This window comes from Nitrosomonas limosa, from assembly GCF_054188085.1.
In genome coordinates, this window is the sequence record NZ_CM135180.1 from 1,947,084 (window position 1) to 1,970,194 (window position 23,111).

Below are 23,111 nucleotides of genomic sequence, written 5' to 3' on the forward strand. Positions count from 1 at the left end.
CAGATATTTAATAAAATTCATGCGTTTAACTTCTTTTCAACTAGATACAGCGATCGTTGCCACGCGCACCGTATTGCCTTTGGAATATCCTGCCGATGCGATCCTGCGGCGTTTTTTTCAAGACAATCCGAATCTAGGCGCGCAAGATCGCGCATGGATTGCAGAAACGGTCTTCGGTATTCTGCGTCACCGTTTTTTTCTTGAACGCCTGACAGAGCTGCCGACACCCCGTGCGCTGGTATTGGCTTATCTCGTGAAGTTTCAAGGAGTCAATTTGCGTGAACTGACATCGCTGGTGAGCGAAGCGGAAGCAAAGTGGCTGACAGAAATTAAGGCCGTCAAAGTGGATACCATGCCGCTAGCGATCCAAGCGGAATTCCCCGCATGGCTTGTGGAGAAATTGCAGGCATTTATGCCCGATAGCGGGATTCTGGACCTCGGCTTATCGCTACAGAAGTCGGCGCCACTTGATTTACGTGTCAATACGTTGCTCGCGAAACGTGCCGAAGTGCTTGACAACCTTCAGCAAGAAGGAATTCAAGCGCAAGCGACGCCCTATTCTCCATGCGGTATCCGCTTGAATGGCAAACCGGCGATTAACCGGCATGCTTTGTTTTTATCAGGAAAAATCGAAGTTCAGGACGAAGGCAGTCAATTACTGGGGTATTTGCTGGCGCCCAAACGCGGTGAAATGATCGTCGATTTTTGCGCCGGAGCGGGTGGCAAATCACTACTGCTAGGAGCTCTGATGAATTCCAAGGGTCGCCTGTACGCCTTTGATGTTTCGGAAAAACGATTGAATAATCTGAAGCCGCGTTTCAAACGTTCCGGTTTATCGAACTTGCACGCGCAGCGGATAGAAAATGAGAATGATCTTAAAATTAAACGCCTGTCCGGAAAGATCGATCGGGTATTGGTCGATTCGCCGTGCAGCGGACTTGGCACGCTGCGCCGCAATCCCGACTTGAAATGGCGTCAATCGCCGCAAAGCATCGAGGAACTGAAAGTCAAACAAACGGCAATTCTGAATGCCGCCGCTGCTTTGCTCAAACCGGGCGGGCGTTTGGTATATGCCACTTGCAGCTTTTTGCCGGATGAAAACCGGCAAGTGGTACGGGGTTTTCTTGACACACATCCGCAATTCAGACTCCTGAACTGCGCAGAAATCCTGGCGCAGCAAAAAATTCCATTAGATACCGGCGAATTCTTGCAATTGTTTCCTAAGCAGCACCAAACCGACGGCTTTTTTGCCGCAGCGTTGGAACGCATCGGAAATCTTTAACCCGAAAACGATTTTTCAGAACTTTCCGACGATTTGTCCGCGGATTGCAGCAATACCGGCAAAATAATCAGCACGCAAACAATCGTTATCAACAATCCGATCGTCAACAACAACCCCATGCTGGAGGTGCCCTGGTGCATGGAAAATACCAGACTGCCGAATCCGACCAGAGTGGTCAATGCGCTGTAAAAAATTGCACGCGCGGTGCTGGTATGCAACAGGCTCTCATAAACCACGCCGGAACGGCTCCGGTGCACCATGTGCAAGCTGCTGTCGATCCCGATTCCGAGTAACAGCGGCAATGCAATGATATTGGCAAAATTGAAAGGTAAATCCAGCAAAACGGTACCGGCGCCGGTGAATAACGCCGACAACAGCAACGGTATCAATACCAGTACCGTGGAACTGATGCTTCTGAGCATGATCCACAGCGCCACGATCACACCCAATAACGCCAAGCTAAATGCATGAATAAAAGCATCCACGACCGCTTCGCCGGCCTCCAGGCTGATCACCGGAATCCCGGTAGCTGACGGTGCAATCTCTTGCACAGCACGAACAAACCGTCGCAGCGCATCGTTATCATTGATGTTTTCTCGCGGGTACACAGCGATGCGATAAACGCCATCGTTGCCATGCCAAAGCTCCCTAATCGCGATGGGCAGCGCCGCTTCGTCGAAAGGCTGCGCTGAAAGCGCCAATTGCAATCGCTGGATCGAGCCTGGCAGTAAGCTCAATAAATCATCATTGAGCACACGAAGCTGTTGCGCTTTTCCATCACTGACACCCCCTGTGGCGGTAGATTCATCCAAATGCCGCGATAAATTAATGAGCGATCCGTGCAGTTTGCGGGCGGAATTGGCCGCCACATGCTCCGGCTGTTCATTAACAAAGCGTTCGAGTGAGATTCTCAGCCGCTCCAGCGCACCACGCTGCTCTGCAACCGTATAGTGATCGGCAATCAAGAACGCTGTCGGCGAAAACGAGATCGGTCCCAAAATCATCGCCATTTCTTCAATCAACAGGCTTTTTTCTTCCTGTTGTTGCGGCACCATATCCAGCATGCTGATCACGCTTTTAACTTCCGGCAAGGCGCTGACGCGTTTCACGATCGGTTCGATTTCTTCAGGATCATTCACCAGAATATTAATATGCCAAGGAGAATCCTCGGTGCTGCCGAGTAGTTCCTGGAATGTCTGCACAGATTCCGCGTGAGGGTTATTTAAATTCAGCAAATTATAGTCGAATCTGATTTTCGGCAACGCCAGGATCGATGCTGCAATCGCTACTACGGTCAGGCTATAGACTAATTTGCGCGAATGTCGCGGCAAATCCAATAAATGATTGATAGATTGGGTTGAGTCCGGTGATTTTCTGGTTTTTATCGGAAAAATTCTTTGTAATGCAGGTAGCAATGTCATTGTGATCAGGAAGCTGATCAGCATGCCGGTGCCGGAAATCAAACCCAGCTCTGCAACTCCGCGATACGTGGTCGGCATGAAAGCATAAAACCCGATCGCTGTTGTAATCGCGCAAGCCAGCAGCGATTGCCCCATATCACCGCCGGTTTGGTTCAACGCCTCAGCAAATGGTTGATCAGGATTTCTTAGTTCTTCCAACCGCAGCAGGAAATGAATCGCATAATCGACCCCAAGACCAATATATAGCACTGCAAAAGCAATGGAAATCAGATTCAAGTGCCCGACGGCGACGGTCGCAAATGCCGCGGTCAATAATAATCCAAGAATCAGAGCAATAATCACTGAGACGATTGCTCCGGCAGAGCGAAAAGCCAGTAATAAGACTGTAGCAACCAGAGCCAGCGCCAACAAGCCGGCATCTTGCGCTCCGTGCATCGCGCTGTTAAGTTCGTCATGTGCCAACGCGACTTCGCCGGTAATACGTAGTTTTTTAAATGCATCGGATGCAAATCCCATCTTTTCGGCTTCGCTTCGAATAGCGGCGATGGGTTCTTCGGCGGCAAAAATTTGCGAATAATCCAGTTTAGGCTTGGCAATGATCAACTCTTGATAGGTATCTTTTTGCGCTTCGCCGCCCAGCAACGCCTGCCAGGATAAGGCACGGGATTGCCCTGCAACCCGGGCATCCAGTGTCGCGCTGACCGCTGTGAAGACGGATTCCAGGTCGAGTTTCCGCCCTTTGCGTAATTCTTCCGCAGCGTCCGTCAAGACGGCAGAAAACGTATAAAGTGTCGGGCTTTCCGCGATACGGGCAATCAACGGTTGGGCCGCTGCCAGATAATCGGAAATGCGGCCTAGCTCATCTAGGTCTTTAAAAAATAAGCCATTCTTCTCGAGGAAAGGCTCACCCGCCAAATAATAGATACCGGAAAAATGCGGATGATCATTATTCAGAAAAGCAGTGAATGTTTTGGCAACCTCGTGCACCTGTTCAGGGGTGGGTGCATCCAGCGCGATCAACAGGGTATCTTCATACTGCGGAAATGATTTGATATAGCGAATATGGTTCGCGCGGAAAGGAACTTCCTCAGAAAGCATATCGGTGGTATCGGTATGCACACCAAGATTTTCAGCGGTATACATCGCGCTGAATGCTGTCAGAGCCAAGATTAATAAAATAATCCAGACCGCATACCGGTACGAAAATATAGCCCAGCGCGAAAAAAACCGGACACTGAAGCTTTGCTGGCTAGGCACTTTTTACTGCGCCTGGAGAAAAATGAATAATCCTCATTGCGGATTCTGCCGGGTCGATGCGATTTTTTCCTTCAGCATATCGATTAACGCTTGAATTCCGCTGCGTTGCATGATGGCGCGATATTCACCACGTTTGATCGCGAGATCACTGACACCATCGAATAAAATATTGGAGATGCGCCATTGGCCGCGATCCTGATGAAGCACATAATCAAAATTGACCGTTCCACCGTCCGATTGAGTTAATTGACTGCGCACCAGAACCTGCTCGCGCGGCAATTCGCGCTGTTCAATGATTCGGAATTGTTCACCTTCATGATGCGTAAATCGTCCGGCGTAGGTGGCGATACTGAGCTGGCGGAATGTGTCCACCATCAGATCTTGTTGCGTTGCGTCTAATTGCGACCAATACGTCGCGCCCAAGATCGTCTTGATAATGAGATCGACGTCGTGAGATTGATCGATCACTGGTTCCAGATATTTATAACGCCCGTCATAACCCAGTTTCTCGCCATCCTGCATGACGTGCAATAACGATGATTGCAAATATTGAATCACCTGTTCCGGGTTTCTGTTTTCTGATTCAGCGGTGCCAAACGCCGATGAAATCGGCAAAAGCATAACCAGTACCAAGCACCATCCAAAAATATTAACCATTTGTTTTGCTTTCATAACGGCGGTCTTTCCAGCTAGCGCGTTCTCCACGCCAGTAACGCAGCGCTGATGTCCATGTCATTGCTAAATATAACGTGCCAATGACAGGTAATCCAAGACACCAGAAAGGAGAACGCTGATAATAAGATAAAGTCGGTAGATAGGTAAAAAACATGGCGGCCCACACCAGCATGCACATCAAGAGAATTTCTTGCTCGGGCGCAAACACAAATGCAAAAGGAGCCGCCCAAAACATGGCGGTCATGATCAATGTACAAATAACCAGCAAGGTTATCGAATATCTTAACTGGGTATAAGCGGTTCGGGCAACCATTTCCCAAATCGGTTTTAATCCATCATAACCACGGTGACTGCGCGCGGCATGACTGAGTCCGAGATAGGTACGTAAACCGGCATGCTTGATACGAGCGGCTAATGTGCAATCATCGATCAAGGCATCGTGCAGGTTTGAAAAAGCCCCCACCAAACGCAGCGCTTGAGTCTCGACCAGAATACACCCGCCGGCTGCGGCTGCTATCCGCGAGGAGGGTTTGTTTGCCAATGCGAAAGGATACAACAGTTTGAAAAAGAAAATAAAAGCGGGCATTAGCAACCGTTCGATAAAATTCAGCATCGGCGGTTCAGCCATCAGCGATACCAAAGAAAGATTTTCCTGGCGGGCTTTTTGATGCAGCTCTGAGATTATTCCTGGAGCAAGTTCAATGTCAGCATCCAACAATAACGTATAAGGCGTTTTGACTGCTCTTAATCCTTGTTCCAGCGCCCATAATTTGCCACTCCAGCCTGCCGGGGGCGCTGTACCTAAAATGACCGTGGCACCGCCTTGCCGGGCTTGTGCGGCAGTATCATCTGTCGATTGATCGTCAATTACTATGATCGTCATACCGCTACCCTGGGACCCGATACCACGGAGGGTCTGCTGAATATACGGACCTTCGTTACGAGCCGGAACAAGCACGGTGATATCCTGCAGGGCTTGGTTCAATGCTCCTGTCCGTTGCGCTTCAATTTTTTCCCGAGTGCTCCAAGGTTTCCACGGCAATAGCATCAATGACCACCAGCATATTGCACCGAAAATTGACAGATATAAACCTACCTCCACTCTGATTCCCGCATTCAGTAGACCCAAAAAGCGCTTGCGTATCTTTTCCTGATTACTTATTGATTACAGATACCCTGATGTCAGAGAGCTTTTTGGCTGTTTGCGCATCTTCCGCGGCCCATTTTGGAGCAGGTTCCTCAACCATCGGTCCGGTTGTTCTCGGGCCTTTCATAGAAGCTATGAGCGCCTTCCATGGATGCCTCAGGGTATCTTCAACAGCGGTGGCTTCATATCCGCAATGGGCCATACATTGAGCACATTTGGGATTATTGGCGGTGCCGTATTTTTCCCAAGGCGTATCGTCCAGAAGCTCTTTAAACGTTTTGGCGTACCCTTCGTCTGATAATAAATAGCAAGGTTTTTGCCAGCCGAAGACATTGCGAGTCGGATTGCCCCAAGGGGTGCAATTATAATTTTGATTACCAGCCAAGTAATCTAAATACAGCGCGGAATGATTCAAGCGCCATTTGCGTTTCAGTTTTTTACCCAATTCAAAAATGCCGCGGAACAATTTTTTGGTATCCTGGCTTTTGATAAAAACATCTTGCTTGGGTGCCTTTTCATAACTGAATCCAGGTGCGATGGTCGCAGCTTCAACACCAAGCTCCATAGCGTAATCAAGAAATTCAGCCACATCTTCCGGTGTTTCTCCTTGAAAAAGCGTGCAATTCACGGTAACCCGGAATCCTTTTTCCAAAGCTAACTTGATTGCTTCAACCGCACGGTCAAAGACACCTTCCTGACAAACCGAAGCATCGTGACGCTCTTTCATGCCATCGAGATGAATGGAAAAAGTTAGATAAGGAGAAGGCGTGTAGTCACTGATTCTTTTCTTCAGCAGCAATGCATTGGTGCACAAATAAACATATTTCTTACGTCTAATGATGCCCTCGACAATTTGCGGCATCTCCTTGTGCAACAACGGTTCGCCACCAGGAATCGAAACCATCGGAGCTCCGCATTCATCGACGGCTTGCATACATTCCTCATAGGAAAGCCGCTGATCGAGAACATCTTCCGGATGAGCGATTTTTCCACATCCGGCACACGCCAGATTACAGCGAAACAAAGGTTCAAGCATCAGCACCAGCGGGTACTTTTTAACACCTCTTATCTTTTGTTTAATGAGATAAGTACCGACCGCAATCTGCTGGCGTAAAGGAACACCCATGAATATAACCTCCCAAAATACTTCTAAAGCAAAAGAATGACCAAAAATTTTGGTACGAAAAAAACCGAAAGGCAAACATAACCTGGTTTGCGCGGTAGCAATCAGACGATCTGGCGTTGCTACATGGCTTCTTGAACACTGAAAAGGCGCTGTAATAAATGTAACTACAATCTGAATATTCCGAACATTTACAGCTCTATAATTAGCTGAAAAGGCATTAAAATCAGCATTCCAAATTCAACTATAGAACATGAACCCTTCGATAGCAAATATTTTATAACAGCTTAGAGAATTTATTACGTGCAACTATCAAAAAAACCAATCAAGCGTAAATTTATTATGAAACAAAACAACACACCAGGAACTGTAAGCTCCTGGTGTGAATGATCCTGCAATAAGGCTTGACGCGTTATTCGAACGAAACACCGAGTGCGCGAAGCGTTCTCTTGTTAATTTTTCCGGGAGCTATACCATTTTGTTTCTGGAAACTTTCGATGGCGGCAACTGTTTTGGCACCACTCACTCCATCAACAGGTCCGGGATTCAATCCTGCATCCACGAGCGCTTGCTGAATTTTTTTCATCAATGCCGGGGTCGTTTTGACAACATCATCACCGTCATCCGCTACTTCAACAGCGGCAACACTAGCGGATTCCTCTTCAGTAGCAGCGGCGGCTTCGTCGGTTGATTCGATACTTTGTAAACTCTGCACGTCTTCAATCGGAGTTGATTCCGCAGCTGGTGCAGCAGCCGGTGCCGGCTCAGGTGTTGCGGGTGCTGCAGCCGGTGCAGCAGCAGCTTGATCATCCTTTGGGGGTAGCGGTTTTTTTTCAAAAATAGGTTTGCAACCAAATAACAATCCCACTGACAAAAAAAGTATCGTGTAAGTTGTTAATTTATTGGTTTTACTAATTCTCATTACTATTCTCCATGAAAAATTTAAAAAAATCATTAAATGACGCAAGTTACGCATTCTAATGACCAGCTTCTTTATCTTCCATCTGTCTCCGAATAATCCACGAAACCATATTCATTTAATTGTTATATTTATAGCGTCATGAACTAACGCATCCTACTGCGATGCGAACTATCACACTTTTCTAATCATAACGCAATCTAAAAAAAATTGACCAATGAGGGGTTTAACGCCACAAAAAATAGAAGAATCATATGCTTAGTTGGCGGTGGACATAGTCATATTGCCGTCATTAAGCAGTTTGGAATGCACCCGTTTCCGGGCGCAAGTTTAACGCTTATCAGCCCGGATGCGTTGACATCCTATTCCGGAATGATTCCTGGATTGATCGCTGGACACTATGCGTTTGATGAATGCCACATAAACTTAAAGAAACTTTGCCGATGGGCCGGGGTGCAATTTATCGAAAGCAAGGTTCATGCGCTGGATCTTCTAAGCAGACAGGTAGTTTGTGATCGCCGCCCTCCTGTGCATTATGATTTGCTGTCCATCAATACAGGTTCACAACCGGCGCTTCACCAAATTCAGGGAGCCACGCACTATGGTCATCCCATCAAACCGATCAAAAGTTTTTTACAAGGATGGCAATCCTGGCTCGGCTCAAGCTGGTATTCCCATCAGCCGCCGCGCGTGGCGGTAATCGGAGGAGGAGCTGCCGGAATCGAAATACTACTAGCCATGCACTACAAAATGCATCGCCAGTATTCAAGACAATCGGATTTCACACTGGTCTGCGCCGATCGGCAAATTCTCGGCACGCATAACAAGCAAGTTCAGGATTTTTTTGACCAAAACTTACGATCGGCGGGTATTAAAATAATCCGCGGGAAGCGGGTCATAGCGATCGACGGGCAGCAGATATTTCTCGATGATCAGACTTCACTGCAATACGACTTCGCTGTCTGGTGCATTCATGCAACAGCCTCACCTTGGTTGAAAGAAAGCGGTATTCAATGTGACGAAAAAGGATTCGTCATGGTGGATCAGAATCTACGGAGTATTTCGCATGCGGAAATTTTCGCCAGTGGCGATGCAGCGTCGTTTTGCCCAGTCTCATTGCCCAAAGCGGGAGTATACGCGGTACGGCAGGGCCCCGTCCTGGCGAAGAATATTGCCGCGCTGTTACAGAATCAGCCACTTTCTCCTTATCAACCTCAACGGCGTTATTTAAACTTATTAACCGCGGGTGAGCGTTATGCCGTTGCTTCCTGGGGAAACTTCTTTGCCAAAGGTAAGTGGGTATGGTATTGGAAAAATCTGATAGATCGCTCATTCATTTCACGATTCAACCCATAATCACCGGACGGTAACGATAGGCCGGATGCAGCTATTCGATATAATCCCGTAAATTTTAAGCTTCTAGGCATCCAGCAACGCCGTAACCAGCTTGGTTTCTATTTCCTGATATTGCGCGTTGCCATTGCGGGATGGTGAAGGCTCCTGCCATGAGGGGTTCTGCCGCAAAGTGCTGATCATCTTTTGCCACTGATCCGGTAATTTCTCGGTATCCGCTTTATCCACATGCAGCGTATCTTGCGCGGCATGACCACGATGCATCAATTTCTTCAGCAAGTGTTTCTGGCGCAGGTACAAAATTTGTACCGTGGTTTCATCGGCGCATTGCCATTTGGCACCTTTGACGGTTGCTTTGATTTCATCGCCGTATCGCTTGAAAGTGGACCAGCCGGCGCCGGCAAGCGCACCCAATGCACTGGCAGCTCCAAGACTCATGCCACCAACCATTAAATCAATCCCGGCACCGGCAGCAGCGCCTTTGGCGGCCGCGCTACCAACATCCAAGCCATAAGCTTTTAGAATACCGGGTGCGAAAATATCCAATTGCCATTGACCATTGCTAACAGGAATGTTCTGAATCGCCACATCCTTTTCCGAGAAGTTGAAAATCGTCAATAAATCATGCAGACACTGCCGTTCTGCTTTGCGGACAAATTCCTGCAGCCGGTCTTCAAGCAAAGTATGCGCGATTGCGTGATTGTTAACCGTTTTGCTTTCACGGTAGCAGGCAACCTCGACAATCAATTCGACAACGCGCCTGGCGCCCGATAGGCACAACTGATTCCAAAGCCTGGCGCGGTAGTCGATGAGTTTTTGCAAATGACTGTACTGCGATTCCAGCAGCGATTGCATTTTCTGATACAACCGTTTTTCCGCTTCAAATGCAAAAGCGACCGTATCGAATTCCAGTGTTGCGTGCATTTGATAGGCCGACAGATATTCACGCCATTTGCCAAGCTCCCGTTCATGACCGGCAATGAAATTGAAGACCGGGATTATCGGTTTTCCAGCCTGCGTCAGAACTTCCAATTCCAGGCGGTATTTTTCCAGGAATGGTTCGCGGACATCAATGATGTATAACAAAATGTCGCTGCGTAACACTTGGCGCAAGACCTTTGCCTCCTGCTCCAACGGATCGTTGACCGTGACCTGTGTAACGAATTGCTCCAGAACTTGCGAAGGCCGTAATGTTGCTGATTTAGCCTGAAGTTTTTTTATATGGGCAAATAATGCCCGGGAATCCTCCAAACCGGGGGTATCGTACAAATTCAAAACCGGTGTATTGTCGGCGGAAATCGTGGCTTGCTCCACATGCCGGGTGGTGCCCGCAGCATCTTCAATCACGCCAAACTCCGTGCTGCGGAGCATGGTACGGATTAGCGATGTTTTGCCGGTATTGGTATGACCGACCACCGCAATGTGCAGGAGCACATCGGTTTGCGTTTGCCGGGGATTATGGACAATCATGATTTATCGCGTAATAACATGTTCTGCGGGAATACCGCAAGCCTCGGCCAGCCGGAACCAGGCAAACTCACGAGCGCTGGTGACCGTTGCCGAAGGTTTGTTCAACAAAATCAACCAGGGTTTCGCATGGCTGCTATCGACCAATTCTTTGATCATGCGCTGAATTCCCCGATCGGGTAAGCGATGCGCAGCGACACCCAGCAGCAAGGGAGCGCTTAAGTTCCTAATCATTGTTATGGCTTGATCATGCGAATCTTGATCAATGATATTAAGACGGCAAGTGACCGATTCCGGCCAATGCGTACTGTCGTCCAGTTCCACGCCAATCGCTTGCGCATTGGCTGGAATGGCCACATGTTCCGGCGGTCGGGCAATTTCCGCAGGCTTAATGCCGGCCAGCGGATCGGCATCGATGACTTCGGCTTTCACTTCACGCGCCATGAGGCGCTGACGCAATTCAATGTAATAAGGCAGGTAGAGATCCAGCTTAAAGCGTCTTTCAGCCCATTGCTGCATGATCCATGAAAAACCAAGCAGGAGCAGCCGCGGAAAAATGCCATAAACCAGCAATGCGCCAATTAAGAAAACCGCCCATGCCGTGCGCGTTTCCGCGTCTTGTTTACCTGCTCCAATGCGGCTCGCCGCGGTCTGCGGATCATTCGGTATTTTTAATCCCAATGCTTCCAGCGGCTTACCAATTATTTGCGTCAATTGCGGCAAAGCGCTATCGGGCAGAATGGTTGTACCCCAGATGAAGTTGTATTGTTTAGCCATCATGATCATGATCAGCAAGACCAATCCTGCTGTCAGGTAAGCCAGCCAAAACTGATGCGTAAGAACGCTGATGCGCCATTTGCCGACAGCGCCGGTTAAACAACTTTCCCACCAGGCATGTGACGCCAATGAAGAAACCGTGGGGTCTTTTTTGTGGCGGTAAGGCCACCAACTGACAAACTGTGCCACGATGCCGCTACTCAAGCTTTGCAAATTTAACGTGATGCCCGATAGCCACAATAATAAAGAAATCGTGTTAAATCCGAGCAGCACTGCAAGCAACCAGTAGATATTCAATGTCGTCGACTCGCTGACCGCCTGGCTGGCCGCCAAGCCGCCTAAAACCACCGCGAGCGTCCAGCAAATCCAACGTGCACGGACAAATTGCTTATTTGGCTGCTGCAACGCATCCTCCAGCGCATTTTCGCGGATCAACTGCTGGGCGCGAAAAGTAAGCCGGTTAACAAACTGACGATAGTTGAAATTCCCGTTGACGGTACCAGGCATATCGCGAATACCGGCATACGATAATTGCTCCGGCTTCGCCGATTCGATTGCTCGCAATTGTTCAATGCGTACCAGATCAGCAAAAACATACTTTTTTACAGACATTTCCCGGTTAATTCCAAATGGTGAGAGTCAAAACATTACAGCGGCTGATTGGAAGACACTTCACGGTTCAAATACAATAGGCATCAGATTTTTGCGTAAAACAGGCTAAAATTCGTAATCAACATTCAAAATTATGGCAGGAAATTTCATGAAACCGGTAGTAATTTTCAGACATATTCCGATCGAAGGGCCCGGCTATTTTGCCACATTTCTCGATAACAATCATATTCCGTGGCGCTTGATCAAAATCGACGCCGGAGAAAAATTACCGGACAGTGTCGAAGAATTCAGCGGCCTCGTATTTATGGGCGGGACCATGAGTGTCAACGACGATTTGCCGTGGATCGAACAGGAATTATCGCTGATCCGTCAAGCGGTCGCCGCGGATGTGCCGGTGCTGGGTCATTGTCTGGGCGGTCAGCTCATGGCCAAAGCCCTGGGTGGCGTCGTTACCGCCAATCCGGTCAAGGAAATGGGCTGGGGCGAGGTTACCGTGCCGGACAATCCGGTGGCGCGTGAATGGTTCGGTGATTTGACCAGCTTCAATTCGTTTCACTGGCACGGCGAAGCGTTTAGCATCCCGCAGGGCGCTACCTGTATTATGTCGAGTCCGTATTGCGAAAATCAGGCATTTGCAATGGGCATGCACATGGGCATGCAATGCCACGTCGAAATGACCGAACGCCTGGTCATCGACTGGTGCAGCGTCGGCGCGGAAGAACTCGCCAGCCTGAATCAACCTTCGGTGCAGTCGTTGGAGGAGATTGAAAAGAATCTGCCGGAACGTATCGCTGCACTGAATACGGTAGCAGAGGGGTTGTACCGCAAATGGATTAGAAATTTGAAATAATTTATTTGAAAAATAAAGCACCCCGCCGCAAGCAGCGAGGTATTAAAAGCGCTCTTCAGACTGCTGGTTTTCAACCAGCCTTCGCCCCAAGGGGCGAGGAATTAAACCCGGAAGAGATTAAAAGAAAATGAAATATTGTATTGCAGAATTCAATCCGTTCATTCCAAGCTCGCTAACCATTCAAGTGGAAGTTCTGAATTACCCTTATTTGTCATTTCGAACACAGAGAAAGATGCTGACAATCAAAACTATAAATTTTCGCTGTACTCGAAATGACAGATATCTGTACATTCTCCCGGTTACACTCAAACTACCATTTCAGCAACACCCACGATGGTAACTGTAATTTCTTGATGCGCTAAACCATCGAAACTAGAAACGGTAAAGCTATCAGTCAGCGTTTCCCCGGTATCCAATTCTTGAATAGCGCTTTGATTATTGTCAGCCATGTACTGCCATGCACCCGAAGCATCGATGCTGAATCGGCCATAACCGTGATTACCCAGCGTGTTGGTTTGCTGTATAAAGCTGGATTCTCCGGCATCTAGGTCACTAATACTCAACGACCCGATCGCGAAAAGATCAGCCCGGCTATCGTTTAATAGCACTGACACAGCATGACTATTTGCATCGGTTGTAACGATGTCAGGACGATAATCTCCATTAACATCTGCCAATGCAACGCTATTGGGACTGAATGCACCCACGCTATATACGTTCGCGGCACCAAAGCCGCCTAGTCCATCACCCAGCAGTACCGATACGTTGTTACCAACATAATTCGACGTGACAATATCTGCATTGCCATCACCATTCACATCTGCCAAAGCAACACTTCTGGGTTGGACCGCACTCACGCTATAAATATTGGCCGCGCCAAACCCGCCAATGCCGTTACCTAACAGTACCGACACATTGTTACTACCTACATTTGTCGTAACAATGTCAAGCTTGCCGTCATTATTTACATCACGCATTGCGATATCAAAAGGAAAGGCGGAACCCACGCTATACAGACCTGTCACACTAAAACTTCCGAGACCGTTACCCAATAACACCGACACGTTGTTGCTATTATAATTTGAGGTAACAATGTCCGGCTTGTCATCGCCATTCACATCGGCCACGGCAAGGTTATAGGGGATGGATGCACCTACACCAAATACACTGGGCGGGCTGAAAGTGCCTGGACCATTGCTCAATAGCACCGATACGGCGCCACTTCCAGTATCGGCTGTAACAATATCAGGTTTGCTATCGCCATTAATATCCGTTATTGCTACTCCAAAGGGACTAACTGCCCCCACACCATAGAGACTGGCTGCGCCAAAACCACCATGACCGTTACCAAGTAATACGGACACGGCGTTGCTACCTGCATCAACCGCCACAATATCCGGTTTGCCATCCCCGCTTACATCTGCTACCGCGACATTTTGTGGATAAGAAGCGCTCACACTATGTACGCTGGGCGTGCTAAAAGATAAGATTTGATTAGCCAGATTGGTATCTTCCGTCACGCTGGCGCTGGACACGCCGGAAATAACCGGCACTTCACTTGTACCGAGAATATTCATGGTTACATTTGTCGTTGTACCATCGGCACTGGTAACAGTAAAGCTATCCGTATAAGTGGTGCCGGCTGCAAACTCATCATGTGCGCTGTCAGTTGTGTAAGTCCAAGCACCGGCATTATTGACGCTGAAAATACCGTACGCACCTGCCGTAGCGACTTGGGCAACAAAGGTATTCGGACTATCAATATCGCTAATACTGAGTATGCCGCTGGTGGTCAATATTGCGTTGCTTTCGGTCAGCGGTACGATTGCCGAGCTCAGCACCGCAGCATCATTGGTGCCGACAATGTAGAGCGTTACTGTGGAGGTGGAGCCGTCGGTACTGGCAACATTAAAAACTTCTGTGTAAATAGTGTCCGCGACAAACTCGTTGTGCGCACCAGCCGTATAAGTCCAAACCCCGCTGGCATCAATTGCAAAAGTACCATAAGTGCCCGCAGTGCCTGCTTGCGCTAAGAAAGACTCAGTCGTATCAATATCACTAATGCTAAGGGTACCGGAAGTACTCAGTGGTGCATTGGTTTCGGCCAAAGGAACGATTGCCGAACTTAAAACGGATGGATCGTTTATCCCATTGAACTGTACTGCTGCAGTTGCCCAACTGAGCGTGTTGCCGCGCGTAACTGCGTAGGTAAAAGTATCTGTGAGCGTCTCGCCTGTTGTTAGTCCCTGTAGCTGAGTCTTAAAGGATTCGGAAACCGTACTGATATCATAGCCAACCCTGCCATCGGGTGTGATCCAGATAAGGGCGCCGTTGTTACTCCGGTCTGTGCTGGTTTCCCGGGTTCTTGCGGCATCTTGAGTTAATAGATCAGTAGCAGCATTAACACCATCATCTAAAGACCATAGTGATATTCCTTTTCCACCGCCATCATTGCTCATCACATCGAGCGTTACAATATTGCTTGAATCTTCCGTCAATCCTGTATTAGTGAACAAATCATTCTGTGCTTGCAGTTTATTTCCGGATTTTGGATTTTCAGTTTTTGCCATGACAGTTCTCTCCATTTAAGATTTAATTTAATTCAACAATTCAATGAAAAAACTTCTAATCACAAAGAGTAATCACAATTTTTTATTGTATTATTTATCTTTGTAGAATAATTATATTGATAATTATCAATATAATTAGATTCAAGGTTGAAATGCCATTTTTAATCAAATGAAGAGAGCTATAAGAACTGATAAATAATGAGTTATCAATGAAATTCTATTATCCAGAACTTGCTCAGTCTAAAAAATGCTCACCCAGCAGCAACTTCAAAAACTTCTCTCGCGTCGCACTGGATGAATCGCGATAGAGTTTGTACTGCGCATGCTGATCGGGTTGTTCCGGGTTGATTTCGATACCCCACAGCGGTGCGGTTGTCGTCGGTAAATTGGAATAGCGCACATCGACCAGCACGTCCGGTTGTTGCGGGCGAATCGCGAGGAAGCCAGACGAGAAATGACTGAAGCGCGCGATATCTTGCGCCAGCACCGATGATGCCGGTAGTCTCAGCAAGTCGCGCTCAAGCACAAATTTTTTGACCGATTCGCCAGAGTAGATAAGCGGCTCGGAAAATAAGCCGACACGGATGGCATCCACGTAAAACCTGCCTTCAAATTCGTAGATGGATCGCCATAACACCAGATTAGCGAGTGTCGGTTTAACCAGTAACTGTTCAGCTTGATGTCCGCGCTCGGCAATTAATGTTTGAGCAACGGTTTCGGCGCGATGCATTTGTGTCCAGCCAAACGACAAATAAGCAGCAGCAAGCATTAAACCGATGCGTGCCATGGCATGGTTGTATTTTTTAAAAGCGATCACAGCTGCGATTAGCAAAATCAGCGTGAAGGCCGGGTCTAGTACCGAGATGATATTCAGCGCAATGCGTGCATCGCTGATCGGCCAGAGCAGATTCGTGCCATAGCTGGTGAATGCATCAAGTACGCCGCTCAAGCAGTAACCCAGAAAAGCAAACAAATATATTCGAGCAAACGGCAAGCGCTTACGCAAGAATGGCCATAGCACCAGTGCAACCACCAAAGCGCCGAGCGGAACAAAAAATAAAGAATGGGTAAAATGCCGGTGAAATTCGATATTCAACAGCGGATCGTTTTCTGACTGAATCAAAATATCCGCATCCGCTGCAATCCCTGCAATAAAACCGATGCCTGTTGCTAAGCGAATTTCATCCCGATGCGCATTCGATTGCGCCATCGCGGTTCCCAGTAACCCTTGAGTCAATAAATCCATAGCGGTGTTTAGTGTTATTAAGCTGGTTTAAATGCTAAAAAGAAAAAAATCGTTTAAAATATCAAAAGGGGTAAAGGTTATAGTTTAATTGCTTTTTTCCCTTTCATCCGATGGATGAACGAAATTCAAGCAAACATTTCGTTTGCGATTATCATCGACACCAGGACAATTTCTAGTACAAATGTCCTAGATAAAAGGTTGTACAGTACTATTTTTTTAATCTAATAATTAAGTTAGCATTCTCAGCGTAGTTAATAAACTATATTTGGCTTCAAAATTCAACGGTTTTCTGTTTTATTTGCTGTAAATGCTTTAACCTTAAGAAAAAGGAGTTTCAATTATGACTTTCAAGAAAAATACTATTTCACAAGTGGTAGCGGTTGCATTATGCGGAACCTTCGCGGCTGCAGCTCAAGCTGCACCAGTTGTTATCAGCAATTTCAATACTTCAGCTGCAATCGCTGACGCAGGTTACTTTTCTGCTACAGCCCCAGGCGGTTTAGGTATGAGCTTCATGGGCCGTGAGTTTGTTAACCACGGCACTTGGGCTTCCAACTATTCTTTAAGCGTTGGTGGAGCGCTTGTTGCAGTGGCTGATGAAGCTGTTGGTGGCGATACCAGCAACCCATTGGGTGCTGTTGCAATACCGGTTGGCACTGCAGCTGAAGTTAATACCAATCTGCCTTTTGGCGTGAATGGCTGGACCTTTACCCAAACCGTATCAATTCCTGCTGATGGTCACGTTTCCGTAATGGTTAACCTGACCAACAATTCTGGCGCAACTGCTTCGGATGTGTTGTGGGGCGTTGGTGTTGATCCGGATCAAGGTATCCCTGTCGGCGGCGGCTTTGGTACAACCAATGAAATTCTGGCTACTGGCGTAACCGGAACCGCAGTTAGAGCAACAAGTTCCGATGGCTATTCCTTAACGCTGAGAAATACCACCAGCGCGGGTGCGGACGATATTGCTGCTTATGTTGATACGGTTTTCGGCAGCTGCTGCGCACCAATCGATCCAGCATTTATTTTCACAACTGCACAAGGTGTAGGTTCTTACGGTTTTGCTGATCATTCTATCAATCTGGCGTTTGATCTGGGCGACATTGCTCCAGGCGAGACGGTTACCTTTGGCTATGAATATGTGATGGCCGTACCAGAACCAGAAACCTATGCCATGTTGCTGGCTGGTCTTGGTTTGATTGGCTTCTCATTGCGCCGTCGTAATGCTTAATTCTTAGTTAGATATACAAAGAAAAAAGCTAAGAGATGTAATTTAAACAAGCCACAGAGAGAATATCTCTGTGGCTTGTTTTTTAGTGTTACTAGATCTTCTATGGTTCTAGGAAGTAATTGATATCCACGATTGGTTCTAAAATTTTGGGTTGATCGCGAGCTGTTACATTAAAAGAAGGCAGGACTGTTTCAAGAAAAGGGACTATTGAACTGGTTGATCCGCTGGTATGCGTAAAACCACGATTGCGCACGATATTTTTCAGTTTAAACATAGACCCAGCAGCGTTGTATTCCAATATCAAGTTATTGGTGAATGCAAAAATGAGGCTGGTGTTAAATGTTGAAAGCGGATTTCTTCTGGCACTCAAGTCGGTATAGATTGAACTGACAACGATTAATAAATCTTTGCCATTAAAAAAAGCGGTTGCAGTTATTGAGTCAAGCGGTTTCGGCAGGCCGTCAAATTCGGGAATCCCAGCATATCCAATCGCAGTTTCGCTATCAATACATATCACCGGATTATTATTAACTATTCGCGGAATTCCACCTGTTAAATTGAGTCGATACAGTCCGCTGCCAACATCTTCTATCACTTCGAATCTGCTTTGAACGACAATGCTGCTGGGGGTTGGATCATTTGCATCCGTCGCGTTCAAACATTTGAATCCGCTGTAAGTAATGCTGGTTCCCAAAGCAGTCTCATGCAATAAACAAGACACTAACAACAGTATTAGCGGTAATTTCATTGAATCGCCCCCATTTCTGCTATGTAAACGCTTGGGATTATATACTCAACGTGGAGAACGGAAAAACTATATCAGAGCGCGTAGACGGGCAAACACATCGCCGACGTATTGAATTTGTTCCTGTGTATGCGCTGCATTAACACTGCAACGAACCAGAGACTTCCCTTCCGGTGCTGCTGGCGGGAGAATCAGGTTGACATAGATATTGTTTTCAAGCAATTTTTGCCAAAGCATCAAAGCCTGTTGAGGGGTATCGACGATTGCTGCAATCACCGGTCCTGGATCGGGGCCGAGCGCATATCCGGCTTCTTTAAGCTGCGTATAAAGTTGTGTACAATTTCGCCATAACTGCTCGCGCAAATGATTTCCTTTTCTCAGCAATTCCAGTGCGGCACGAGTGGAAGCGATCGTTGCAGGGGATGGCGAAGCCGTGAAAATATAGGGATGACTGACATAACGCAGTTGTTCGAGTTGCGGATGATTACTGACACAAAAGCCACCGATGCTACAGAGGCTTTTACTGAAAGTGCCCGTGATAAAATCAACGTCTGCCAGCAGTCCGGTTTTCTCGACCAGTCCTTGCCCGGTTTCTCCTAATACCCCCAGAGAATGTGCCTCGTCGAGAAGTAAAATACAACCATAATCTTTCTTTAATTTCACGATCTCTGCCAAAGGCGCTTGGTCTCCAAGCATGCTGTAAATTCCTTCAGCGATAACAAGTGTCGTTTCAACCCGGCTACCCAGTCTGCGTAACCGCTTTTCCATGTCGGCCGGATCATTGTGCTTAAAACGAATAATATCCGCGCCGCTTAAAATACAACCATCATAGATGCTGGCGTGTGAATCTCCATCGATCAGTACTGTATCTCCTGGTCCGACCAATCCGGAAATGGTACCCAAGTTAGCCTGGTATCCAGTCGTAAACACAATGCCGGAATTGCACTGATAAAACTCGGCGAACTCACGCTCAAGCGCACGATGGCCGGAATAACTGCCATTAGCCATTCTCGATCCGGTTGTTCCGGTCCCCTCGTTATCAATCGCTTCATGAGCAGCTTTGATACATTCAGGTGCAAATGTTAATCCCAAGTAATTATTGGTACCCAATAAAAGCACGCGACGATTCCCAATTCTGGCTTCGGTTGCGGAATATACTTCTTCAATCGGAACCCCGAATGCGCCGACACCATCGGGTAGGAGTGCTTTTCTTGCTGCAGCCGCAGCATCCAGTTTCTCAAGCAGATTCATTATGATGCAAATTTAATTTTATAAACTAAGTCAGCGAGTTCTCGTACTGTTTGAACATCCGCTAATGCATTAATTGGGATTGAAACATCAAATGTGTCCTCAATTTCCATAATAAGATTAAGTAACTTAATTGAGTCTATTGATAATTGGCTTATCAGGTTAGTGTCGGGTGTAATATTTACATCAGAATTGGTCAGAGCGCTTAGCCGATCACAGAGAAGTATTGTGATCTCGTTATAATTACTGTCAGTCATAAATAGAATGATTATATTTTTGAATAATTAGACCATTTCCGTCAGAACATCCTGCAAGCGAATTTTGGGCTTCCATGCGGGTAGCGCTTGCATTAAAGGAGCATTGTCGCAAACCCAATTGCTATGTTGCAATTCATTTACTTTCCCCGGTGTCAGCATCGGAGAATAACGAAATATACGGGACAGCATGAGATTTGAGTACGCAATGCAGCGAATGAGTCTATTTGGTATCGTAACACAGCGTACCGGTCGCTTCCATCTTTGTTCTGCTATATTCGCCAATTGCTGGTAACTATAACCATGCGGTATACCATCATCAAGCTCAAAGATACCGCTAACATTATTTTCTGCTGCGAGCCAAGCCAGAATGGCAGCAACTAAATCAAACACGTGAAGTAATCCAACCCGATTATTGATACTTCCCACGACGGGTAGAAGCCCGCGATGCATGGCGGAAAATAGCGGCTTAAGCTCTTTATCGCCCGGTCCATAAACGGCCGTAGGACGTAAGATAAGCCATTGCAGTTCATCTGAGAATTTCATCAGTTTCTGCTCAGATAAATATTTGCTGCGTGCATACCAAGATAAATCAGGTTGACGTGCTGCCAAGGATGAAACTAATAAAAAACGCGGATAGGGTTTCCGATTGGGAAGAACAGAAAGAATGTTTTCCATTCCTTTGATATTGACTTGTGAAAAGTCTTCGAGGGAGCTTCCTCTTACGCTAGCTGCGCAATGAATGACTGCCGTTGCATCTTTGACTAATTGATCCAAAGCGCTGAGATTATCAAGATCACCATGAATCCATTGAATTTCTTTTTTCAGGCAAGGTCGGTCTGTTCGTGTGAGTGCTCGAACCGACCAACCCTCCCGGATTAATTCTTGTACTAGTACGCTTCCTATGAAACCAGTAGCACCTGTAACGGCTACTAATTTAGGCATATACCGCTTATCTGTCGCCCGATTCTACAAAAGAAAGCTGGCTAGAAACATTTGTTCTTTGAATATAGCCTTGCCTAGCGGCAAAGCGAGAAAGCTTTCCAGACGAAGTTCTTGGTAAAGTATGAGGTGGAACCAGTTCAACAACACAATTTACACCAAATGCCATATAAACAAGTTGTTGCAACCTGGTTGTCAATGATTGTCGCTCTGCAACTGTGGCAAGCCTGCATTCAATCACTAACACAATAGTTGTGATGCCATCTTCGTCGTTGATACCAAAAGCTGAGGCTTCGCGTGATCTTACTTCTGGTTGCTGTTCCGCCAGTTCTTCAATATCTTGTGCACGAATATTACGGCCATTGACTATAATGACATCTGTCCGGCGCCCTGTAATATACAGATCTCCTTCAAATAAGAAACCAATGTCTCCAGTGTCGAGCCAATTACCAGCTTTAAGCGCTTTATCGGTTTCTTCCGGATTATTGTAGTATCCGGTCATTAGACTATCACCCTGTACCAACACACTACCAACCATCTTTTCAGATAACTGCTGGCCTTCTTCATCTACAATCTTAACAGTATGACCAGGCAAAGGACGTCCACAATTAACGAATTCATTGTATTTGCGCCCATCTGCTTGCAGCCTCGCAGCCATCTTCTTATCGATCAGTGTCTTACTGTCAACTTGAATACTTTTGCATCCTTCACCAATTGTTGAAAAGGTTACAGCCAGTGTTGATTCTGCAAGACCATAGCATGGAAGAAATGCGTTTTTGTCGAAACCCGCCGATGCAAATTTCTCAGCAAAGTTTCTTAAAGTGTCGGGACGTATCATTTCAGCGCCAATACCGGCCGCTCGCCAGCAATTTAAATCGAGTTCCTTAAGATCAGATTCTCTCACCCGTAAGGTACAAAGTTTCAAGCCAAAAGGTTGGCTAAACGCAACGGTACAACGATTCCGACTAATTAATCGAAGCCATTGTAGAGGTCGAATTGCAAAATCCCGGGTTGCCAAATAGTCGACGGAAATTTGTGTCACCATTGGAGCCAAAACCAATCCAACCAATCCCATATCGTGATAAAAAGGCAACCATGATGCTGAGCGATCAGTAGGTCTGATTTGCAAGCCATTCCGAACAATCCCCTGCAGATTGCTCATTAAAGCACGCTCAGTGATAACAACCCCCCGAGGTGTGCGAGTACTACCCGAGGTAAATTGCAAATATGCAATTTCATCAGGATGATTCGGAAGGAAATCAATCTCTTTCGCTGGCGCTTCACCGAGTTTTCCAGGCGTTCCAACCCATTTGACATGACTTGCTTCAGCAGCCGCTTCTTCAAGGAAACTAATATAATCAAGATTTGCTAATGCAATACTGGCCTGACTGCTGTCAAGCATACCGCGCAACTGTTGAACATAGATTGCATGACTACCGAGATTAACAGGTATAGGCATTGCAAAAGGTACTAAACCAGCATAGCGACATGCAAAAAACAATTCGATAAACTCTGGCGAAGTATCAGCAATTATCGCAACACGACTACCCGGCAGCAAATCAAAACCAGCTAGATTTTGCGCTAAAGCGCGAGCATTTTCTCTGAGTCTGCTATAGGGCAGTACCGAGCGTAAATTACCTTTGGCATCGTAAAAATTATAACCTGTCGTGCCTTTTGCTGCGTATTCCAATGCACTCGTAAGAGTATCAAAACCAGCCAACCTCTGAGACAGCGAGTTAAGGGTTGGTGTTGGCGTTAGTTGAATTTCGCTTGAAGGTTGAAAATCAAACGCTTGCGTTAGCGGAGCGTTCAACTTGGTTATTGTCGAACTCAAGATCTTCCCCTCGAAGTAATAGTGCTTGTTATCTTACTTTCCAAAGCAAGATATACCGGTTGAGCGTGCCAACTCTTATTATTAATTGCTGATGACGATTTTATTGCTGGCTGAAAAATTTTCATTCAAACGCTCACCACTTTACATTGCTTAAAAAT

General features: G+C 46.8%; 18 protein-coding genes. 4 read left to right on the top strand and 14 right to left on the bottom strand.

Features of this window, described 5'->3' with window-relative positions; all coding sequences use genetic code 11:
* Positions 1–19 precede the first annotated feature (19 nt).
* Positions 20–1,282 (top strand): RsmB/NOP family class I SAM-dependent RNA methyltransferase, encoded by a 1,263-nt coding sequence (locus tag ACV7NC_RS08920; RefSeq protein WP_458152179.1) that lies wholly within the window; start codon positions 20–22, stop codon positions 1,280–1,282.
* Here the strand turns inward: ACV7NC_RS08920 and ACV7NC_RS08925 are convergent.
* The 5 genes from ACV7NC_RS08925 to ACV7NC_RS08945 all read right to left on the bottom strand — a co-directional run bounded on the left by ACV7NC_RS08925 (position 1,279) and on the right by ACV7NC_RS08945 (position 7,827).
* Positions 1,279–3,960 (bottom strand): MMPL family transporter, encoded by a 2,682-nt coding sequence (locus ACV7NC_RS08925; RefSeq protein WP_458152181.1) that lies wholly within the window; start codon positions 3,958–3,960, stop codon positions 1,279–1,281. The genes ACV7NC_RS08920 and ACV7NC_RS08925 overlap by 4 nt on opposite strands.
* A 33-nt stretch (positions 3,961–3,993) precedes the next feature.
* A complete protein-coding gene (locus ACV7NC_RS08930) occupies positions 3,994–4,632 on the bottom strand; it encodes an ABC transporter substrate-binding protein (protein WP_458152182.1) in 639 nt (212 codons plus the stop codon).
* A complete protein-coding gene (locus ACV7NC_RS08935) occupies positions 4,610–5,737 on the bottom strand; it encodes a glycosyltransferase (protein ID WP_458152183.1) in 1,128 nt (375 codons plus the stop codon). The genes ACV7NC_RS08930 and ACV7NC_RS08935 overlap by 23 nt, the downstream gene beginning before the upstream one ends.
* 52 nt (positions 5,738–5,789) lie before the next feature.
* A complete protein-coding gene (hpnH, locus tag ACV7NC_RS08940) occupies positions 5,790–6,908 on the bottom strand; it encodes an adenosyl-hopene transferase HpnH (RefSeq protein WP_458152184.1) in 1,119 nt (372 codons plus the stop codon).
* 409 nt (positions 6,909–7,317) lie between these two features.
* A complete protein-coding gene (locus ACV7NC_RS08945; RefSeq protein WP_458152185.1) occupies positions 7,318–7,827 on the bottom strand; it encodes a peptidoglycan-binding domain-containing protein in 510 nt (169 codons plus the stop codon).
* Positions 7,828–8,034: 207 nt separating this feature from the next.
* Here ACV7NC_RS08945 and ACV7NC_RS08950 point away from each other — a divergent pair, with 207 nt between their 5' ends.
* Positions 8,035–9,180 carry an FAD-dependent oxidoreductase gene (locus ACV7NC_RS08950; protein WP_458152186.1) on the top strand — a complete coding sequence of 382 codons (1,146 nt, stop codon included), beginning with the start codon at positions 8,035–8,037 and terminating at the stop codon, positions 9,178–9,180.
* A gap of 63 nt (positions 9,181–9,243) precedes the next feature.
* Here ACV7NC_RS08950 and ACV7NC_RS08955 read toward each other — a convergent pair whose 3' ends face one another.
* Positions 9,244–10,647, bottom strand: coding sequence for a GTPase/DUF3482 domain-containing protein (locus tag ACV7NC_RS08955; protein WP_458152188.1), 1,404 nt, complete (start codon positions 10,645–10,647; stop codon positions 9,244–9,246).
* Positions 10,648–10,650: 3 nt separating this feature from the next.
* Positions 10,651–12,033, bottom strand: a complete 1,383-nt coding sequence (locus ACV7NC_RS08960) for a DUF2868 domain-containing protein (RefSeq protein WP_458152189.1) — start codon at positions 12,031–12,033, stop codon at positions 10,651–10,653.
* A 148-nt stretch (positions 12,034–12,181) separates the two neighbouring features.
* Here ACV7NC_RS08960 and ACV7NC_RS08965 point away from each other — a divergent pair, with 148 nt between their 5' ends.
* Positions 12,182–12,883 (top strand): type 1 glutamine amidotransferase, encoded by a 702-nt coding sequence (locus ACV7NC_RS08965; RefSeq protein ID WP_458152190.1) that lies wholly within the window; start codon positions 12,182–12,184, stop codon positions 12,881–12,883.
* Positions 12,884–13,188: 305 nt separating this feature from the next.
* Here the strand turns inward: ACV7NC_RS08965 and ACV7NC_RS08970 are convergent, their stop codons facing one another.
* Both ACV7NC_RS08970 and ACV7NC_RS08975 read right to left on the bottom strand, forming a co-directional pair.
* On the bottom strand, positions 13,189–15,453 hold the full coding sequence (locus ACV7NC_RS08970; RefSeq protein WP_458152191.1) for a VCBS domain-containing protein: 2,265 nt from the start codon (positions 15,451–15,453) through the stop codon (positions 13,189–13,191).
* Between the two features lie 235 nt (positions 15,454–15,688).
* Positions 15,689–16,699, bottom strand: a complete 1,011-nt coding sequence (locus ACV7NC_RS08975; protein WP_458152192.1) for a metal-dependent hydrolase — start codon at positions 16,697–16,699, stop codon at positions 15,689–15,691.
* 340 nt (positions 16,700–17,039) lie between these two features.
* On the opposite strand from ACV7NC_RS08975, the gene ACV7NC_RS08980 reads away from it, so the two are divergent.
* Positions 17,040–17,930, top strand: a complete 891-nt coding sequence (locus ACV7NC_RS08980; protein ID WP_458152193.1) for a PEP-CTERM sorting domain-containing protein — start codon at positions 17,040–17,042, stop codon at positions 17,928–17,930.
* Positions 17,931–18,030: 100 nt separating this feature from the next.
* Here ACV7NC_RS08980 and ACV7NC_RS08985 read toward each other — a convergent pair whose 3' ends face one another.
* The 5 genes from ACV7NC_RS08985 to ACV7NC_RS09005 form a co-directional block, all read right to left on the bottom strand.
* Positions 18,031–18,525 carry a hypothetical protein gene (locus tag ACV7NC_RS08985; protein ID WP_458152194.1) on the bottom strand — a complete coding sequence of 165 codons (495 nt, stop codon included), beginning with the start codon at positions 18,523–18,525 and terminating at the stop codon, positions 18,031–18,033.
* A 219-nt stretch (positions 18,526–18,744) separates the two neighbouring features.
* Positions 18,745–19,926 (bottom strand): serine palmitoyltransferase, encoded by a 1,182-nt coding sequence (spt, locus tag ACV7NC_RS08990; RefSeq protein ID WP_458152195.1) that lies wholly within the window; start codon positions 19,924–19,926, stop codon positions 18,745–18,747.
* A complete protein-coding gene (locus tag ACV7NC_RS08995; RefSeq protein ID WP_458152196.1) occupies positions 19,926–20,180 on the bottom strand; it encodes an acyl carrier protein in 255 nt (84 codons plus the stop codon). Before ACV7NC_RS08995 ends, spt begins: the two co-directional genes overlap by 1 nt.
* A gap of 27 nt (positions 20,181–20,207) precedes the next feature.
* Positions 20,208–21,122: an NAD-dependent epimerase/dehydratase family protein gene (locus ACV7NC_RS09000; RefSeq protein ID WP_458152197.1), complete on the bottom strand. Its 915-nt coding sequence runs from the start codon at positions 21,120–21,122 to the stop codon at positions 20,208–20,210.
* Between the two features lie 7 nt (positions 21,123–21,129).
* Complete coding sequence (locus ACV7NC_RS09005) at positions 21,130–22,953, bottom strand: fatty acyl-AMP ligase (protein ID WP_458152198.1); 1,824 nt, start codon at positions 22,951–22,953, stop codon at positions 21,130–21,132.
* Positions 22,954–23,111 lie beyond the last annotated feature (158 nt).

Coding starts and splice junctions, on each gene's coding strand:
- ACV7NC_RS08930 (WP_458152182.1), bottom strand. CDS start 4,632: ATGAAAGCAAAACAAATGGTTAATATTTTTGGATGGTGCTTGGTACTG.
- ACV7NC_RS08960 (WP_458152189.1), bottom strand. CDS start 12,033: ATGTCTGTAAAAAAGTATGTTTTTGCTGATCTGGTACGCATTGAACAA.
- ACV7NC_RS08955 (WP_458152188.1), bottom strand. CDS start 10,647: ATGATTGTCCATAATCCCCGGCAAACGCAAACCGATGTGCTCCTGCAC.
- ACV7NC_RS08970 (WP_458152191.1), bottom strand. CDS start 15,453: ATGGCAAAAACTGAAAATCCAAAATCCGGAAATAAACTGCAAGCACAG.
- ACV7NC_RS08965 (WP_458152190.1), top strand. CDS start 12,182: ATGAAACCGGTAGTAATTTTCAGACATATTCCGATCGAAGGGCCCGGC.
- ACV7NC_RS09000 (WP_458152197.1), bottom strand. CDS start 21,122: ATGCCTAAATTAGTAGCCGTTACAGGTGCTACTGGTTTCATAGGAAGC.
- ACV7NC_RS08920 (WP_458152179.1), top strand. CDS start 20: ATGCGTTTAACTTCTTTTCAACTAGATACAGCGATCGTTGCCACGCGC.
- spt (WP_458152195.1), bottom strand. CDS start 19,926: ATGAATCTGCTTGAGAAACTGGATGCTGCGGCTGCAGCAAGAAAAGCA.
- ACV7NC_RS08980 (WP_458152193.1), top strand. CDS start 17,040: ATGACTTTCAAGAAAAATACTATTTCACAAGTGGTAGCGGTTGCATTA.
- ACV7NC_RS08945 (WP_458152185.1), bottom strand. CDS start 7,827: ATGAGAATTAGTAAAACCAATAAATTAACAACTTACACGATACTTTTT.
- ACV7NC_RS08995 (WP_458152196.1), bottom strand. CDS start 20,180: ATGACTGACAGTAATTATAACGAGATCACAATACTTCTCTGTGATCGG.
- hpnH (WP_458152184.1), bottom strand. CDS start 6,908: ATGGGTGTTCCTTTACGCCAGCAGATTGCGGTCGGTACTTATCTCATT.
- ACV7NC_RS08975 (WP_458152192.1), bottom strand. CDS start 16,699: ATGGATTTATTGACTCAAGGGTTACTGGGAACCGCGATGGCGCAATCG.